The organism is Candidatus Cloacimonas sp. (genome assembly GCA_035403355.1).
Lineage (GTDB): Bacteria > Cloacimonadota > Cloacimonadia > Cloacimonadales > Cloacimonadaceae > Cloacimonas.
This window is the reverse complement of record DAONFA010000039.1, coordinates 1-16,497: the sequence shown is the minus strand read 5'-3', so window position 1 is coordinate 16,497 and position 16,497 is coordinate 1. Positions and strand designations below refer to the sequence as shown.

14 protein-coding genes are annotated in these 16,497 nt (G+C 40.2%); 1 reads left to right on the top strand and 13 read right to left on the bottom strand.

All coding sequences use genetic code 11. The features are described 5' to 3' along the window. Window positions 1-63: 63 nt before the first annotated feature. The 5 genes from PLE33_08420 to yidD form a co-directional block, all read right to left on the bottom strand. Complete coding sequence (locus PLE33_08420; protein HPS61266.1) at window positions 64-222, bottom strand: hypothetical protein; 159 nt, start codon at window positions 220-222, stop codon at window positions 64-66. An 872-nt stretch (window positions 223-1,094) separates the two neighbouring features. Further along, a complete protein-coding gene (locus PLE33_08415) occupies window positions 1,095-1,934 on the bottom strand; it encodes an MBL fold metallo-hydrolase (GenBank protein HPS61265.1) in 840 nt (279 codons plus the stop codon). Continuing rightward, complete coding sequence (locus PLE33_08410) at window positions 1,934-2,734, bottom strand: R3H domain-containing nucleic acid-binding protein (protein HPS61264.1); 801 nt, start codon at window positions 2,732-2,734, stop codon at window positions 1,934-1,936. Before PLE33_08410 ends, PLE33_08415 begins: the two co-directional genes overlap by 1 nt. Beyond that, window positions 2,731-4,362: a membrane protein insertase YidC gene (gene yidC, locus PLE33_08405; protein ID HPS61263.1), complete on the bottom strand. Its 1,632-nt coding sequence runs from the start codon at window positions 4,360-4,362 to the stop codon at window positions 2,731-2,733. Before yidC ends, PLE33_08410 begins: the two co-directional genes overlap by 4 nt. A gap of 10 nt (window positions 4,363-4,372) precedes the next feature. Next, window positions 4,373-4,666 carry a membrane protein insertion efficiency factor YidD gene (gene yidD / locus PLE33_08400; protein ID HPS61262.1) on the bottom strand — a complete coding sequence of 98 codons (294 nt, stop codon included), beginning with the start codon at window positions 4,664-4,666 and terminating at the stop codon, window positions 4,373-4,375. A 66-nt stretch (window positions 4,667-4,732) separates the two neighbouring features. On the opposite strand from yidD, the gene PLE33_08395 reads away from it, so the two are divergent. Then, the gene (locus PLE33_08395) at window positions 4,733-4,855 is read left to right on the top strand and encodes a hypothetical protein (protein ID HPS61261.1); all 123 of its coding nucleotides are present in this window, start codon (window positions 4,733-4,735) and stop codon (window positions 4,853-4,855) included. 81 nt (window positions 4,856-4,936) lie between these two features. Here PLE33_08395 and rpmH read toward each other — a convergent pair whose 3' ends face one another. The 8 genes from rpmH to PLE33_08355 form a co-directional block, all read right to left on the bottom strand. Next, the gene (gene rpmH / locus PLE33_08390; GenBank protein HPS61260.1) at window positions 4,937-5,071 is read right to left on the bottom strand and encodes a 50S ribosomal protein L34; all 135 of its coding nucleotides are present in this window, start codon (window positions 5,069-5,071) and stop codon (window positions 4,937-4,939) included. A gap of 499 nt (window positions 5,072-5,570) precedes the next feature. Further along, on the bottom strand, window positions 5,571-8,954 hold the full coding sequence (gene mfd / locus PLE33_08385) for a transcription-repair coupling factor (protein ID HPS61259.1): 3,384 nt from the start codon (window positions 8,952-8,954) through the stop codon (window positions 5,571-5,573). A 215-nt stretch (window positions 8,955-9,169) separates the two neighbouring features. Beyond that, a complete protein-coding gene (locus PLE33_08380) occupies window positions 9,170-11,347 on the bottom strand; it encodes a UvrD-helicase domain-containing protein (GenBank protein HPS61258.1) in 2,178 nt (725 codons plus the stop codon). 2 nt (window positions 11,348-11,349) lie between these two features. After that, window positions 11,350-11,772: a hypothetical protein gene (locus PLE33_08375; GenBank protein HPS61257.1), complete on the bottom strand. Its 423-nt coding sequence runs from the start codon at window positions 11,770-11,772 to the stop codon at window positions 11,350-11,352. Then, entirely contained in the window at window positions 11,773-12,498 is a 726-nt protein-coding gene (locus PLE33_08370) for a hypothetical protein (GenBank protein HPS61256.1), read from the bottom strand. After that, window positions 12,495-13,916, bottom strand: a complete 1,422-nt coding sequence (locus tag PLE33_08365; GenBank protein HPS61255.1) for a hypothetical protein — start codon at window positions 13,914-13,916, stop codon at window positions 12,495-12,497. The genes PLE33_08370 and PLE33_08365 overlap by 4 nt, the downstream gene beginning before the upstream one ends. Beyond that, window positions 13,885-14,622, bottom strand: a complete 738-nt coding sequence (locus PLE33_08360; GenBank protein HPS61254.1) for an MBL fold metallo-hydrolase — start codon at window positions 14,620-14,622, stop codon at window positions 13,885-13,887. Before PLE33_08360 ends, PLE33_08365 begins: the two co-directional genes overlap by 32 nt. Window positions 14,623-14,624: 2 nt before the next feature. Then, on the bottom strand, window positions 14,625-15,722 hold the full coding sequence (locus PLE33_08355) for an MraY family glycosyltransferase (protein HPS61253.1): 1,098 nt from the start codon (window positions 15,720-15,722) through the stop codon (window positions 14,625-14,627). Window positions 15,723-16,497 lie beyond the last annotated feature (775 nt).

The window sequence follows — 16,497 nt, the reverse complement described above, 5'->3', positions numbered from 1 at the left end:
TTTGCCATAAATTCAACCATACTTAGTTCTTTAGGAGCCAGGCAAAGAATATGGAAATGGTCTTCAATTCCACCAATAGCAAGAGGTATGCTCTTTAAAATATATAATTAACCCATAGATATAGGCGGACATTTCTTCAGCAAGTGGTTTCTTTAGCCAGGTCTTACGATTTTTTGTAGAGAATACGATATGAACAGCCAAATGACAATAAGATGCAGGCATTTTTTTCTCCTTGATATTATTAATTTATAACTACGAGGGGCTTACGCCTCCATCGCTATTAAAGTGTCGCTCTTAGGGGCTTTAGGGAACCGGGAAATTGAAAAAACACTCGGGGCTTACTTTTCCCGAGGGGCTTACGCCGCCATCGCTATCAATGTGTCGCCCTAAAGGGCTTTAGGGAACCGGGAAAGTGAAAAAAGCACTTAGGGCTTACTTTTTCCGAGGGGATTACTTTTTACGAGGGGCTTACGCCTCCATCGCTATTTTTGTGTCGCCCTTAGGAGCTTTTACGGAAAAAATGATAAAAAACTATTGTAGCTTGCATTGTCTCTTTTTCTCTGTTGCCTGTCTATTATTTATAGCGTCCAAAAATAACTATATATGCTATTTTGCCATACATTAGCTGGTAAGTGGTGACACCTTTAACTTTTTTTAGACAGCGCATTATATCCTGCCAAGTTGAATCTATTATGCTTCCTTAAACCTTCTTTAACGACTCTTTAACGAAGTTAAGGAATCGTTAAAGAGTCGTTAAAGAGGCATTAAAGAAATGAACAGGCAACAGGTAGTTAACTATAAACCCTAATGAAAGTTAACAAATTATGATACTAACCGGAGCATAGCTTCCGTTATGCAATTTAATAATGGTAAATATTTTTACGCTCTCCGCTCTTTGCTATCTGCCAAAAGCCCCTTAGGGTGATCGTAATGGTGACCTCCTGGTCAACCTCTTCTTGTGCTTGAACGACGAGGATGTCGTCCTTCCGAATAAAAAAAGCCCCTTAGGGTGACACCGTAATGGTGACCTCCTGGTCAACCTCTTCTTGTGCTTGAACGACGAGGATGTCGTCCTTCCGAATAAAAAAAGCCCCTTAGGGCGATTCCGCAATGGTGACTTCCCCAGCCAACCCTTTCTTGTGTCCCAGTTCTGAATAGGGAATTTGCCATTTTTCAGTATCGTGGCATAAAATCAAGGTTCCGTTATGTTCTTGCAATTGGTTGTAAATCATTTTCTTAGCGGCTGCGGTTTGCATTCTGTTAACATCGTAAGCGGAGGTTACAGCCATTGAAGTATGAAACAGGGTAGGGATAATATCTCCGGCATAAAGATAATAGTTTGTGCCACAATCTATAGCAACAGTTTGGCTACCTACAGTATGTCCACCCACGAGGGAAAGCATAATACCCTTTTCAATTTCTGCATTGCCTTCCAAAAGAGTGATGTTTCCCCGTTTTTCCAGTAAAGCTAATTGCTGTTCAAATTGATAAGCGGAGTGGTTTAATTCATCCGGATTTTTTGCCATATCCCATTCTGTTTTTTGAATCCAATATTGCGCATTGGGGAAAGTGAGGGCATCATTAGAGCCAAAATCGGTTATAATTCCCCCGGCGTGGTCAAAATGCAGATGGGTCATAATTACATCGGTGATGTCTATATCTTTAAATCCCAATTCAGCAAGCGAAAAGGGCAGCAAAAATTCGCTCGGTTGATAGATATCTCTTTGTTTATCGGTTAGACGATTTCCCAAACCGGTATCAATTAAAATGTTTCTTTTACCGCTTTGAATAAGCAACAGGTTCAGGTTTAATTTGCGTCTTTGGCGTTGATCTACAACTGTTTTTTTATGCCATAGCGGGTAGGGTAAAACACCCATAAACGCACCGCAATCAGACCAATAGTAACCTGCCAGAACAGGGATTATTCGGTTCATCAGTGTTTGGCGTTAACTATTTTGGGTTGGTGAAAATGCGGTTTGGGCTTTTCAGGGGGAGTAACTGCTTTGTTTGTTTTCGGATTTTGTTTGGGAGCCGGTTTATGATAATGAGTTGAGGGGTTATTTCTTCCTTTTTTGCTATCCGGTTTACTTTGGGAGAGGGCATCTTTTTCGTTTTGATTGGCGGAGAAGACAACGATGCGTTTTTTTTCTCCTTCGCCGATAGTTAAAGTGCGCAGGTCTTTTTCCTGTTCTACAAAGCGATGAATAATTCTGCGTTCGGAAGCATTCATTGGTTCCAGAGTTATGGGCTTGCCGGATACTTTAACGGATAAAATGGAAGAAAGATAGGGCTTTAAATAATTATCTGCCTGCCGCACTCTGTAGCCATCAATATCCAGGTAAATTTTTTCCAGGGTAGAATCATCTTCAAACACCCGGTTAATCAGGTATTGCAAATTATCCAGCATAGAGCCGCCTTTTCCAATCAGGAAACCGGAATCCTGGCTGCCGTTAATTTCCAGATACAGAGTTTTGCCTTCAATGCGGCTATTTATATTGCTATAGTGAATGCTCATTTTTTGCAGCAGGGTTTGTAAAAAAAGCTGTGCTCTCTCAAATGTAGAAGGCAACTGAAATCTCACCAGAGCAAGTTTATGGGCAAATAGTCCTAAAATGCCTTTGGATGGCTTCTTCAGAATCTCGTAGGAGAGCTCCCAATCGTGAATTTTATAGTCCGTGCGGAAATTCCTGATTATTTCTTCCAGGGATTCCCCGCTTTTATCTATGGTAGTCATAAATTTTCCTTTTTCTTGAGGTGTTTGGTTAAATAATATTGGTGAATGATGGATAGCACATTAAAAGCAGTCCAGTATAAAACAAGTCCTGCAGGCATACTGCGAAAGATGATGACCATAAAAATCGGCATACCCCAAGTCATTATCTTCATTTGGGACTGCTGCATTTTTTGCTGTTCTGTCATTTGTGCAGTATTTACCTGCTTAGGTTTCATCATTAGCGATTGCAGAAGCATAAAACCACCCATTATAATTGGCAGAATCATATAGGGATCGGGTTCGGAAAGGTCTTTCAGCCACAAACCGAAGGAAGCATTACGCATATCCAAAGAATAACGCAAAACACTGTAAAGAGGAATTAGAACGGGAATTTGAATTAGTAAAGGCAAACACCCGGCAGTCATACTGGTTTTATTTTCCTTGTAAAGTTTGGTTAATTCCTCTCTTTGTTTCACAACATCATTGGCGTATTTTTTTCTGATTTCCTCTATATAGGGTTGCATTTTTTGCTGCCGCATACTATGGACTAATTGGTGCTGAGTTAAGGGATGTAACAGTAATTTGATGATTAGGGCAAAAATAAGCACTACGATGCCGTAATTTTTGATATAACGATGCAGGAATTTAAGAATCCCTTCAAAAATATTGGATAGCCAACGCAGCCAGCTAACTCCCCTTTCGGGAATGCTGTCCATTTGTTTTCCATATTTTTGCAGAATATGGTAATCCGCAGGTCCTGCATAAATTAAAAAGCTTTGATTCCAGCTTTCTTTGGGATTGCTTTGTTGGGAGTTAATTATAAACGCAGGATTACCTGTTTTGGGATTTAATTCCGTGCTAAATGAACGCATCAAAGCCGGTGCATTTTCTTTTAAAGCAAGAGTGAAATATTTTCCCCGCAAAGCCATCCAGTTAAAACTGTTAAAAGTTCCTGATGGCTGTTTTTTTCTCATTTTGGCAAGAGTCGTCTTAAAAATTTCGTTATCGGCATAATACATAAAGCGATAGTCCTGTTGCTTGCTTTTAGTGGTGCGTTCCGTATCGGCAATGCCACAGGAAAAATCAACTTCCAGACCATTTATAACTTGATAGTTTTCAATATTCACTTCCATAGAAATGCCATATTGCTCATCTAAAGCAAAACTCTTGCTGATGATAGGATTTGCTTCCGAACCCAGGAAAAAAGTAACTCCCTTGGCATCAGGGGAAAGTTTATATTGAAAAATAACATCCTGCAGCGGAGTTTCGGATGCCGGATGAAAGAGCTTAATATCTGCCAGAGAATTATTCTCGGGAATCAATTTTACTTTGGTGCTGTCGTGCATCATAAAATTATGCAATTCCACTTGTTGAATAACGGCACCACGGGTATTAAAAGTAACGGTGATCAGCTGATTGGAAAGTTTTATTACTTCCGGATTTTTTCCCTTAGTTAAAAGGGAATCGGGCATTAGAGTATAATTAGCGGAATCTGGTTTAACCGGCTTCGCAACCGTTTCAGGAACCGCTTGGGGTTGATTTTGCTGTTGTTGTTGCCTTTGAACTTGCTGAGGTTTCCATACAAACTGATTGAAAATCAGAAAGAGAATAAAAACCAGCAGCAAAGCAAGTAAAGTTCTTTTTTCCATCTATTGTCCTTTAAGGAAGAGGGTCATAACCACCTTTATGAAAAGGATTGCAGCGTAAAATACGCCAGGCGGTTAAATAGAATGCCTTAAAAAAGTTATATTTCTTAAATGCCTGATAACCATATACACTGCAACTTGGTTCAAATCTACAGCTGGCAGGTAAAAAAGGAGAAAAAGCAAGCTGGTAAAAACGAATAAGAGCCAGAAATAACAGATTGGGTAGATGAACTATCCGTTTCCATACCTCACCCGACTTTGTAATTGAACTGTTATTTTGCTTAGCTCCGAGGAAAGTTGCTGCCATTCTAAATCTGAAGCTCCCTTTTTGGCTACTAAATTGAAACGGTAACCAAGTGGTAAATTATCCCGATTGCTGCGCAACCAGGATTTGATTCTGCGTTTAAGTAAATTGCGTTTAACGGCTTTACCGATTTTTCTGCTAATGGTAATGCCCACAGCTGTTTCACCTTCCGTATATAACACAGGCACATAAAAATAAGCTGTCCGCAATTGAAAATCGGGCTGAAAAAATTCTGCATATTCAGAGTGGGAAGTAATCCACCGTAACATAAAATCATACGGTTAGGGTCTTTCTCCCTTTCGCTCTCCGACGAGCTAACACTTTGCGTCCGTTTTTAGTAGCCATCCGACTACGAAAACCGTGAGTGTTTTTGCGTGATCTGTTTGAGGGCTGGTAAGTGCGTTTCATTTTCTATCTATCTCCTTAATTCTATATGTATTTATCTATGTAAAGTCATTATTTTGATAATGCCTGCATTGTCAAGGATTTTTGTTTTTACGCGGAGAACAATGCGTGATTATTTTTACAAAGAGGAACATTTTAGCCACCGAGACCACCGAAAACACTGAAAAACACTGAGGACACTGAGAACACTGAGAACACTGAGAGTTTATTTTACAAAGAGAAAAAGAGAAAAAGAGAAAAAAATTGGGTTGAACAAAGTGAAAAAGAGAAAAAGAGGAAAAAAATTGGATTGAACAAAGAGAAAAAGAGGAAAAGAGGATTTTGGTCATACAAATTATCTCAATGACATCAATTTTCTCAGTGTTCTCAGTGTTCTCAGTGGTAAAATAAACTCTCGGTGCTTTCGGTGTTCTCGGTGGCTAAAGTAAATCTCTTTTCCTCATTGTAAAATAAACTCTCAGTGTCCTCAGTGTTCTCAGTGGTAAAATACTCCTCTCAGCGGTTACCATTTTTTCAGGATCTCTATCCCCGTCTCAAATTGTTGCAGATAGCTTGCCTCAGGGTCTAAAGTAACAATAATTTTCAGGTTTTTTCCTGCTTCAAAACGAATTGGCTGAGGTATTTTAGCGGTAAAATGCAACAGCCGTTCTTTGGCAGGTAAATTACTCGCTTCAAATTCCATAATTAAGCTATTATTTTTAACCTGGCAATCCTGGAGGGCTATATTATTGGCTAACTGGCTAAGTTTGAAATAGTTTAGTAACCATCTTGCCTGTTCCGGCATTTTACCGAAGCGGTCTAAAAGTTCCACTTCCATTTCGTCTATATCTGCCAAGGTCTCCAATTCACTCAGGCGTTTATAAATACGCAGGCGTTCTTCATCATCGTCAATATAACCGGGGGGAAAATAAAGGTCTATTTCAGTTCTCACTTTTCTTCTTGTTTCCGTGGTTTCATCGTTAAACAGGTTAGTTGTTTCACCCTTTTCCACTGCTTGAATGGCATTCCCTAAAATGCGGTTGTAATAGTTAAAGCCAATTGCCTGAATAATTCCGCTTTGTTTGGTTCCCAAAACTGTTCCCGCACCTCTTAATTCCAGGTCTCTTAAGGCAACTTGAAAGCCGGCTCCCAAATAATCGTATTGCGTTAATGCTTCCAATCGCTTGCGGGCAACTGTAGTAGTTCCTTTGGAAATAAGCAGATAGGCATAAGCTCGTCTATTGCTTCTTCCTACTCTGCCTCGCATTTGGTATAATTGTGCCAAACCAAAGGTATCGGCATTATCTATTAAAATGGTATTGGCATTGGGGATATCAATTCCGTTTTCAATGATAGTTGTGGAAATAAGCACTTGATATTCCTTAGCCAAAAAGGCGGTCATCACTTGTTCCAATTGGTGTTCAGCCATTTGTGCATGCCCAACGATAAAACGAACTGCAGGCATTGCATTGCGTAATTCGGTTGCCACGGTTTCAATGGTTTGCACCCGATTATGAATAAAAAAGACCTGTCCTCCTCGGTCAATTTCTCTTCTCACGGCATCTTTAATAACATCCATATTTCGGGGAGTTATAATAGTTCTAACCGGTAATCTTTCTTTAGGCGAGGTCTGCATCAGGGAAATTTCTTTCAGTTTGGAGAGTGCCATATTCAATGTTCGCGGAATAGGAGTAGCGCTCATATAAAGGGTATCCACATTGCTTTGCATCGCTCTTAGTTTTTCTTTGTGGCGCACTCCGAAACGGTGTTCTTCATCAATAATTAACAGCCCCAATTTCTGGAACTGAACATCTTTGGAAAGCAGACGATGAGTTCCGATAGCGATATCAATAGAGCCGCTTTTCAGCCCTAAAATGTCTTTTTGCATAGCGCTGTTTTTGCGAAAACGGCTGAACATAGCTATTTTTACCGGATACTGAGCCAGGCGTTCTCTAAAAACCCGATAGTGCTGTTCCACCAATAAAGTTGTAGGTGCTAAAACAGCAACCTGATAGCCACTGCAAACAGCTTTAAAGGCAGCCCGGATGGCAACTTCGGTTTTTCCGAAGCCAACATCGCCGCACAGTAAACGTTCCATCGGTACCGGAAGTTCCATATCTTCTTTAATTTCTTTAGTGGCTTTGCTTTGATCGGGGGTATCCTCATAAATGAAGGATTCCTCCAATTCCTTTTGCCATTCGCTATCCGATTGATGGGCAATTCCAATGCGTGAACTACGCTGTGCATAGAGCTTAACTATATCCGCAGCAATAAGTTCAATTTGTTGTGCAGCTCTCTGTCTGGTCTTATTCCATTTAGAGCTGCCAAGCTTGTTCAATACCGGTTTGGCACTTTCTTCCGCTACATATTTAGTTACCAGGGAAAGCTGATAAGTAGGAACATAAACCCGATCGTCATTGGCATAACGCAAAACCAGGCATTCAACTTCAGAACCGTCCAAACGGATTATTTGCAGTCCTTCAAAAACCCCAATGCCATGATCAATATGGACAACATAATCACCCGGTTTCAGGTCTTCATAATCAACGATGGTTTCTCCTGGAGCATAACGAGGAGCATAACGCTTGCGTTTATAGCGGTTAAAAATCTCGTGGTCAGTCCATAAATTCAAAGAGCAGTCCTCAATGGAAAAACCGCTATGCAAAACCCCGATAAATTGGTTGAAAGGAATGCTGCCAATGCTTTCCTGCAGTCGCTTTGCCTGGCTTAGATTATCAAATAGCAAAGTATTCTGCCAGCTCTCGTTGCTTTTGGTAAGCAGCGTTTCCGCCAGCAAATTCAAATCGGATTCAAATTCGGGTTGGCTAATAAAAGGAGCACGAATATTTAAAACGGGAAAAGAAAGCTCAAATTCGCTTTGTGAAAGGTAGATATTTTCACCTGCACTTTTAATCTCAACCAGAGTATCCAAATCCGCAAACATCTTTTCCGGACGGGGAACGCGTCCCCTTCCTTTAATTTTTGCTTCTTTTTTCCAGGTTGTTATTGCCTGTTCAAAAAGATTTTCATACTCTTCCCGCAGGTAATAATAATTATTCCACACCAGAATGCGGTTGTCATTATCAAAGTAATCTGCAAAGGTCTGTAGTTTATTACACAGCAAGGCATAATAATTTTCTATACCTTCAAAAAAACCCTGTTCCCGAATTTTAGCAATAATAGGTGAACCACTGTCAATATCGCTAACTGCAAGTTCACGGGCAGGCAGAATTGTCAGCTCGGTTACATACTCTTCCAAACTGCGTTGTGTGGCAAGCGAGAAAACCCGCATTCCAATAATTTCATCCCCCCAAAATTCCAGGCGCACAGGATTTGTAAGTGGGGGAGAGAAAACATCTATTATACCACCTCTTTTGGCTGCTTGAAAGACCTTGCTAACCTGATATTGAATTTCATAACCCAAATCGTATAAATTATGGATTAAGGTCTCGGGACTTATTTCCATACCCTGTTTTAAATGCAAAATATGGTCAGAAAGCAGTTCCCGCGCAGGTAAAAAACGCCCCAAAGCTCTTATGGAAAGTGAATACATAGCACTTTCATTATTAGCTAAAGTGGAAAGCATAGTTTCCATCCGCGTTGCCCGAATGCTGTAATGCGGAGAACGCTCTTCGTAAGGCAATATTTCATAATCGGGCAAATAGTGAGAGTTTTCCTTGCCAACTAAAATGCAAAGATCATCCCAAATATCTTCAGCGATAATATCATCCTGAGAAATAACGATTACATTTTTACCGGTATGTTTCCATAAATGAGCCGCAACCAAAGCCCGCGCACTTGGATTGAGGTGATAAATTTGGATAGACCTGTCCTTCAAGGGAAGCTTTAGCAACCCTTGCATAAATTCGCTTTGGACTAATCTTTCTTCTATTATATCGTATAACATTTACTCTCACAGATTTCACAGATAACACAGATATATTCTTTGTCTCTAATTCTGTCTCTCACAGATTTCACGGATAACACAGATAGATTATTTTAATTCTTTATACTTGCCAACTGCCATCTCACCATCTCGCCATCTCGCCATCTCGCTATCTCGCCATCTCGCTATCTCGCCATCTCGCCATCTTGCCATCTCGCCAACTGCCAACTCACCATTTAGCCCTCTTCACTCTTAACATAGCTTCCAATTATTTTAACTAATTTATTGCCGAAAGAAATCGTCAATCGGGCATCAGCACCTTCGCCATCTACATTTAATATTATGCCTCTGCCATATTCCGGATGAAAAATCTTCTGCCCAATTCTATAATGCTTCTGGCTTTCAGTGATAACTTTAATCGGTTTTTTCATTCGTTTCGGGGGCTGAGCGATGCCAAAATCACCCTCCGAATAACAAAATAATCCGGAATCCACTTCTGCCAAAAATTGGCTCGGAACAGGAAAATAAAATGTATCATACAAGCGCCGACTTTTTGTATAGCTTAAATGCAGATAGTTTTTTGCTCTGGTGATGCCTACATAAAACAGGCGTCTTTCTTCTTCAATGCTATCCTGATTATTCATACTTAATCTATGGGGGAGAAGTTCATCTTCCAAACCGGCAATTAACACTGCTTCAAATTCCAAGCCCTTGGCATTATGCAAAGTCATTAACCGAATGGAATCCACTCCTTCTTTCACTCTGTCCAAATCTGTTTGCAAAGCCACATAAGGCAAATAATCGGCAATTACAGGTTCGCGTTCATATTCCTGATAGAAGTGCTCACTGAATTCACTTACGGAAGTTACAAATTCTACCAGGTTTTCAGCGCGGGCAATATCCTGAGGATCGTTACTATTCTGGTAATGGCTAATTAAGCCCAATTCTTCCACAATGGTTTTCACCAGTTCCAGAGCAGGTTTTTGGGAAACGCTCTGCTGCCATCTTTCCATTAGTAAGCAGAATTCACCTATTCTCTTTTTTGCCGGATTTCCCATATCTTCAATGGCATCCACATTTTGGATTGCCCTGAAAAGAGAAATCCGCGTTTTATTAGCAAAACCGATTAGGCGGTTGATACTTGTCTGTCCAATTCCTCTTGCGGGTTCATTGATAATCCTTAAGAGGGATTCGTTATCATTCAGATTACTTAAAACATATAGATATGCCAGGAGGTCTTTAATTTCCTTGCGTTGATAGAATTGCACTCCACCCACGATGCTGTAAGGAATTTCTGCCTGAATTAAAGCACTCTCAAAAACCCGGGACTGGGCGTTGGTTCTATATAAAACAGCTATATTGCGTAAAGGAATCCCTTTTTCCTGCAGTTTTATAATTGCCTCGGTAATTCTATTTGCTTCTTCAATTTCGTTTTCATAAACGGCAAGGATTGGTTTATCGCCAAGGGGAAGTTCACTCCAAAGTTCTTTGCGGTGTCTTCTTCTGTTATTGGCAATAATGGCATTAGCTAAAGCTAAAATATTTCCTGTGCTCCGGTAATTTTGTTCTAAGCGAATGCTATGCACGCAGTTATAATCCTTTTCAAATTCCAGAATGTTGCGTAAACTGGCTCCCCGAAAACTGTAAATTGCCTGATCGTCATCTCCCACAACGCAAACCCTTTGATGTCCAGCAGCAATTTGATGCACGATTTCAAACTGAGCTGTATTGGTATCCTGATATTCATCAATCATCACATATTGAAATTGAGCGCGGTATTTTTCTCGCACTGTGTTATTAGTCATCAATAGTTTAGCCGTCCACAGCAAGATATCGTCAAAATCTAATGCCTGATTTAGTAAAAGCTGTTGTTGATAAAGCCGGTAAATATTCAAAAAAACAGCAAACTCACTATCTTTATCTTCTTCTTGCATTTGAATATCTTCAGGTAGCATCAGTTTATTTTTGTATCGGCTGATGCGGTTTAGAATATGGTTAACGGGAAAGTTCTGTTTATCAATGCCATATTCCTTGTAAATCTTCTTCAGCAGCGATTTTTGAGTATCGTCATCGTAAATGGAAAAATTGGCATTAAAAGGCAGGTTAGCACTTTCATAACGCAAAATGCGACAGCAGATAGAGTGAAAAGTTCCCACCCATAAAGACCTTACCGGAATATTCAATAATTTTTCCAGGCGTTCCTGCAGTTCGCGGGCTGCCTTATTCGTGAAAGTAACAATCAGGATATTCCAGGGATGCACATTCTGTTCTTTAATTAAATAAGCAGTCCTGTAAATTAAGGAGCGGGTTTTTCCGGAACCGGCTCCGGCAAGCACTAAAACGGGATTTTCTGTATCAGTTACTACCTCCAGCTGCCTTTCGTTCAGTTGGGAAGCATAAAAATTATGGTCCATAGCTAAGGGATACGAACCCATTTTGGTTCAGACCTGCGACCTTCCAGTTTGCCTTCAGGATATTCATTATAGGCAGAAACACGATAGTAATAATCTCCAGGTCTAACCGTAGGGTCATTAGCACTGCTATGCACGAAGAGGGTGTCTTTTACATCACCTACTAAAGCAAAAGATGAATAATAACCCAATCCGCGGTAAATATAATAGCCATCTGTATTATAAGGGCTATTTGCTTTCCAGGATACTGTTACACTGCAGGGAATTTGATTTTGAGAAGAGGTTGCATAAGTAATTCCGGTAACCGGTTCAGGGATAACAATATCTTGATTGCCATTAGGATCAAGAGGATTACTGCGTTTCAAACTGCAGGAACCGAGAAAAGCAGTTAGTAAAATAAGCATTATTATTACCAAGCGGTTAGCCATCTAAAACCTCACTTCTATTCCTGCAGGAGTAACATTTATAGGACCGCTTTTACTGCGTTCTATAATTTCTTCCCACAGGCGGACATTATAATCCTGTGTGGATTGAATTACATCAAAGATATTGTAAGCCCAAATTATTCCGGCAAAACCCATCAGGATAAAAGAATATTGATAGGGAACTTGCGCATCCTTGTAATATTTTTCAATTTCATCTACCTGGGTTGCCTGTTTATATAAGTTATATTTTCCCATAGCTCTATCCATAAAATAGAGGGAAGAACCTGCCAGCACTATTTCCGCACCCAAAATAACAGTTCCCTTGGTGCTTTCTTTAGTTGAGAATTGACCCCAACCGGGAATAATTACCGATTTTAAGATATTGGAATTTAAAGGTTGGGCTTCCATTTCATAAAGTTGCAGTAAGTCCTGACGCTGTTTCAAGTCCTGACGATAGGCATTTCTATCCAGATAATCTTTCCAGCCGTATTTAGTAGTGTCAGAAAATGCCTGAATATCAAAGCTCTGTGCATTTAACGGAAGCACCGGAAATCCGGAAATTATGCACAGCAAAAAGAAGATGAATATTTTACTCATTGCTTTCATTGCACCGGAAGAACGACATCCTTGTCGTTCACATTTTGTGGTTGATGAGGACATCAACCCTCCGGAAGAACGACATCCTTGTCGTTCAATAAGAGCCGTTCCAGTTTTGCTCATTGCTTTCATTGCATCAACGCCTCAGAGAGTTTGTTTAAAGGAATAATACTCCGGTCTCGCAAATTGATTTGCCACACATACAAATAGGTCTCATTAGGCGTAAGTAAGTCGTAGCGTGCTTCATACTTATACTGTCCTGTAGAGAGCATCAATTTCCATCCGCTATCTTGAATCTCATTTTGCTTATAGCGTTTCAGCAGTTCTTGCTTTTGCTTTTGAATCCGGTTGGTTAATAATCCACCCCTATATTCAGTAATTATTTTGCGGGCAAAAGCCGAAGGATTTTTATTGGCTTCAATCAAGTTTTGAATTAAACCTGCTCTTTGTTTATATTCGGGTTTAGGGTCTAAAGCATAAGCTGCATTATAGGTTTGCAATGCTTCATTCAGTTTACCGGTTGCTTCCATTTTTTCTGCCTGAGAATAGAGGTTCGCTGCTTTGCGGATGTTTTCCTGAATTGTAAATAGACGGTTTATTGCTTCCATGGCTGGAGGGTAATCAGGTATTATATCAAAGGTCTTACGATAATGAGCCAAGGCACCTTCAAAATCGCCTGCTTCCAGTAAACTGTTGCCTTTTTGGATAAAAAGGTTGGTGATGGATTCCAGACGGTTAGTGATGCTGGCTTTTTTCTGAGGGTAATATTGCATCGCAATTCTGAATAAACGGTCAGCTTCAATATAATCCTGTTCGCTAAGCAGTTCTTCTGCCTGTTTTTCATAAACGGCGGAAATTTGTTTATTTACCTGTTCCATATCTACAACCGGATATTTGGATAGTTCAAACAGTTCTTTTAAGGCATCGGCATAATAGCCCTGTTCATTCAAAATTTCAGCATATTGCAATTTTTCCGGTATAAAGCGCAGCACATAATTCCGTGCCAGAATTTCATAAGGACTATTAGGATAGTTATCAAACAAACGCATATAGTCATTCCAAGCAGCTTCATTATCGGATTTCACTTCTATAAAGTATCCAATCCGATGATATAATACTTCTGGTAATAATGGACTATCGGGAACCTCTCTAAGAATGGCATCCAAATATGCTTTAGCGGTTACCGGACTACCTGTTTTTTCTGCTTCCGCAGCAAGATTTAGATAAATTTCTCCCAGCCGCAAATTGGCAGCATCGGAATTGGCAAGCTTGAAAAAACGGATTGCCAGGGTCCAGTTCTTTCTTTCCACGGCTGCTTCAGCCAACGCAGAATAACAATTGGAACGCACTATTTCAGCTCGCGTGGCAATAGCTCTATTTTCTGCACTTAAAACAAGATCATCCAGTTCTTCAATGGCTGCGGCATATAAGTTCTTGTTATATAAATCTTCCGCACTTCTTAAACGGTTAATTTCACAGCCGCTAAGAACAATCAGCATTATCAGCAGCAAAATGATTCTATATCTGGTAAACAACATCTTCTTTGGCAAATTCAAATATCTCAGGATTTAGCAAATCTTTCTTTTCTTCCAGCTTCGGGCTTAGTCCATGGGTTAAGATTATTCTCTTGAGGGCAGTATATTGTAATTTTAATATCTGTTCCGGTTCCGGATGGCCAGCATCCACTAAAACCGTATGTGCCTCTTTCAATATCTCCATAATGCAGTCGGTTGTTTCTATATCACTGGTATAAACAAAGTTACCATTTTTTCCGGTAAAACAGAGTGACCAGGATTGCATTTGATTTGGCAAATTATGCTCACTGATAATATTGGCATAACGCAGCAAATGATCATTAGGAACGGCAGAAATCCAATCAAAATATAGCTCCGCTTGTTCCATATCCCTAATCAACAAGTTAAAACCGAATTTTTGCGGAAAAGTGTACATCAGCTGTAAAATTTCCAGAAAAGAAGCAGGACGCTCAGGCAAAAAAAGTAACAGGTCTCGTTTTCTATTTTGCAAATACAACATCTGCAAAACCATAAACAGACCCCCAATATGGTCAGGATGGTAATGCGTTATAAAAATGGCATCCAATTCTTCTGCCGCAATATTATGTTCCAGTAACCGGTGAGCACAGCTATCTCCACAATCCGCCATAATCAATTGTTCCGCTCTACGAATTAGAATACTGGATAGATGTTTGCCCGGTTCGGGCATCCCTGCTCCGGCACCTAAAATAATCAGTTCCATATTTACCCCGTTTTGTGTTTTTGCTGGTTCGCCGGAACCACAATAGGCACCTTATCCAGCTTTCTGCCAATAAATAAAAAGAAAAGGGCAAAAATAACGGTCGTTATGATCAGTAAATGCCGATTGCCTATTTTAAAGATAATTATTGAGGTTAACGCAATCAACACATTGATGGTGTAAATCATTATCGCAGTTATTTTAACCGAACCTAAAACAGTATTCATCCTGTGCGTACTATGATCTTTGCCCCCTTGGGTAACTTGCCTTCCATCCCTTCTGCGAGTGTAACTTACCAGCGAAATATCAAAAATAGCATAAGATAACATCAGCACCGGCAGCAGATAAAAAAAACTGTCATTATAACGATTGGCTGCATAACGAGCCATCAAGATTCCCATTGAGGATAAAAAATAACCGATAAACATACTGCCGGCATCACCTAAAAAAATGCGCGCCGGATTAAAATTATAGGGTAAAAAACCCAAAGCGGAACCGGCAAAACTAAGAGCTATTAGTGCCATTAAAGCCATCGCTTCCTGATTTGCCTGCGTAGTATTGATTAAAGCAAAAGCAAAAAATCCCAGCCCTAAAATGCCGGCCATTCCACTTAATATGCCATCCATATTATCTAAAAAATTGAGCGCATTCATCAATCCTACCATCCACAATAACATCAGCGGCAAGGAAAGATATATGCTGCCAAACATCAACCCCAATTCGCCAACGGTAAAATTCGTGCCGATAAACAGCAAACTTACCGCTATCTGACCTGCTAATTTTACCTGCGGAACCATTCCCTTGTGATCATCTATCAAGCCAATTAAAACAATAAAAATTGAACCACCTAAATAACCCAGCATCGGCTTATCCAAATAACGCCCCGGAGATATCAAAACATCATAAATACACAGCAATACAAAACCGGTGGCTACACTTAAACCCCCTAAAAGAGGAATGTTTTTCAAGTGTATCTTACGCGCTTCGGGCTTATCTACAAAGTTCAAAGCATTTGCCAAACGAATGATGAAAGGCGTTAAACCATACACAAATAGCCACGCCATTATGAATACACTTAAGTATTCATAAATCCGGTTTTCCATCGCTTATCTCCACTATTTTCATACCAGTCAAAAAAAGAAAGAGATTTTGTCAAGAACGAATGAAAAATAATGGATAAATGAAGAATACCAACTTAAAACCCTTCAGGACGACACACCCTCCGCTCTTTGCTCTCAGCTCTCTGATCTTTGCTCTCAGCTCTCCGCTCCTTGCTCTCAGCTCTCCGCTCTCTGCTCTCAGCTCTCCGCTCTCCGCTCTCCGCTTTCTGCCCTCTGCCAAAAAGCCCTTCAGGGCGAGAGCGGATGGTTGACCTCCTGGTCAACCCCTTCTAAAAAATCACGATGCCATCGGTGGGAGGTTTTGACTTACAATTTTCACCTGCCTTCAATGAAACCACACCCTGCGAATTTTTTCACTTACAACCGCTTTTTAGCTGGTCTGAAATCTGAAAAATTGTGAGTTAAAACAAAAGCATACACCCTTCCAACCCAACTTTCAATCACCCGAAATCAACACGGTATAGAATAACAACACCATAATGCGATAACTCACTATCCGCACCAATTACCTTTTTTCAATCCCAAGCTATCTGTTTACCAGCTTCTTCTTCTTTGCGCTATGCGGCTAATGAGATTCCCGTATCACTCCCATATCGCGATATGGGAACGATATGGGAGTCATATCGGAGGGTTATTGAGAAAATTCCGGCATTTATCTGGGAAGGGTATTATTCTTGTTTTAACTCACAATTTTGAGGTTGCGGAGTTTTGACTCTAAACCGATTCTTCTGTGGTTTGCAACGAGATGCAGAGGTAA